Raw genomic sequence first — 1,571 nt, 5'->3', positions numbered from 1 at the left:
AAGTTAGGAGTGAGGAGTTAATAATTCATCATATATTCCCCATTTGACTTGCATAATTAGGGCGGGCAAGATGCTCACCTTACAAGAGTTTGATTTAATTCGATTATGTAACTTACATGTTTTTCAGGTTAACTCTTAACTCCTAACTTCTTCTAAGCGTCGCAGTTGAATTTGATGCAGGCGTGGGCCAACAATTGATACCACAGTGAATTCGAGATTTTCATAACAGAAGGTTTCGCCAATGGACGGAATTTTCTGTAACTGATACAACAGAAAGCCTCCTAGTGTTTGATATTCTCTTGTCAGGGGCAAATTGAGACGCAAAACCTCGTTGAGGTCTTCGAGGTTGATTTGTGCCTGCACCAAAAATTTCTGCTCATCTAACATCTGGATTAGTAAGTCGTCACTGCTTTCAGGTTCGCTTGCATCGCCGATGATTTCGGCAATGACATCTTTGATTGTCACGAGTCCCACAGTACCGCCAAATTCATTTACTACCATGACCATAGCGGGTTTCTCTTGCTGCATCATGGGCAAAAGTTCACTCAAGGGTGTGTGTTCGGGAACAAACCGAGCGGGACGCATCCAAGGTTGGATCTGTGTCTCTAAACTGAGCTTTCCCATAGCTAAAGGTTGTGCCAAATCTTTAAAATAAACAATGCCGCGAACATCGTCTAAAGATTCACCAATCACGGGGTAGCGTGAGTAACCAGTAGCAGCCATTTCTCTAAGTAATATCTGGAAGGTAGCATCTTTTGGCAGCGTGATAATACTGGTGCGCGGGATCATCACATCTTGGGCCATGACATCCCCAAACTCAAAGACATTATTGAGCAGTTCTCGTTCCGCACGCTGTAAACCAGTAGATCCCCATTCTGTAGAGATAATCAGTTGCAATTCTTCAGGAGTTACAGGCGGTCTCCAGCCTTGACCTGTGTATTGGATACCAAAAATCCGCAATAAAAAACGAGTTGATTGGTTGAGAATCCAGATGAAGGGGCCAAAAAAACGCACGATCGCTTTTACCGAAGGCCCCAAAAACCTCGCTAGCTGTTCTGAGTACAGCATGGCTAAGGATTTGGGACATAGTTCTCCGACCACAATTTGCAAATAGGCAATTAAGAAAAAAGCGATGGGAATTGATAGGGAATGGGCGAGGAAGTTAGTCATCCCACTAGGTAAAGGCCAGGATCTTAACCAGGTATTCACCAGCACAACAATTGTGCTTTCGCCAATCCATCCCAGCGCCAAACTAGAAAGGGTAATGCCTAACTGAGTGGTAGATAGTAGTCGGTCTATACTACGTTGTAGCATTTCGACAGCGATCGCTGGAATATCCCCAGCCTTAACTAACTGGTGAATACGCGATCGCCGCACGCTCACCATCGAAAATTCCGCCGTCACAAAAAAGGCATTTATGGCAATCAGTAGTAGCACTGACAACAACCGCAGCGCCACATCCGTCCAAATCAAATTAGGAAAACCACTCACTGCCAAAGCTCGTGTAAAACTCACGCCCTCCATTTAGGGGGAATAGGGAATAGGGAATGGGGAGGTAGGGGAGGTAGGGG

General features: G+C 45.1%; 1 protein-coding gene. It reads right to left on the bottom strand.

Annotation, left to right across the window (positions count from 1 at the left end):
- Positions 1-135: 135 nt before the first annotated feature.
- On the bottom strand, positions 136-1,524 hold the full coding sequence (locus G1O98_RS38125; protein ID WP_175587035.1) for a hemolysin family protein: 1,389 nt from the start codon (positions 1,522-1,524) through the stop codon (positions 136-138).
- Between the last annotated feature and the right edge of the window lie 47 nt (positions 1,525-1,571).

It is taken from the genome of Nostoc sp. UIC 10630 (genome assembly GCF_010747425.1).
GTDB lineage: Bacteria > Cyanobacteriota > Cyanobacteriia > Cyanobacteriales > Nostocaceae > Nostoc.
The sequence above is the reverse complement of the archived record's forward strand: the minus strand, read 5'-3'. Positions and strand labels throughout refer to the sequence as shown.

Bases quoted from the DNA above. Each gene is read 5' to 3' on its own strand.
- G1O98_RS38125 (WP_175587035.1), bottom strand. From the start codon at position 1,524: ATGGAGGGCGTGAGTTTTACACGAGCTTTGGCAGTGAGTGGTTTTCCT.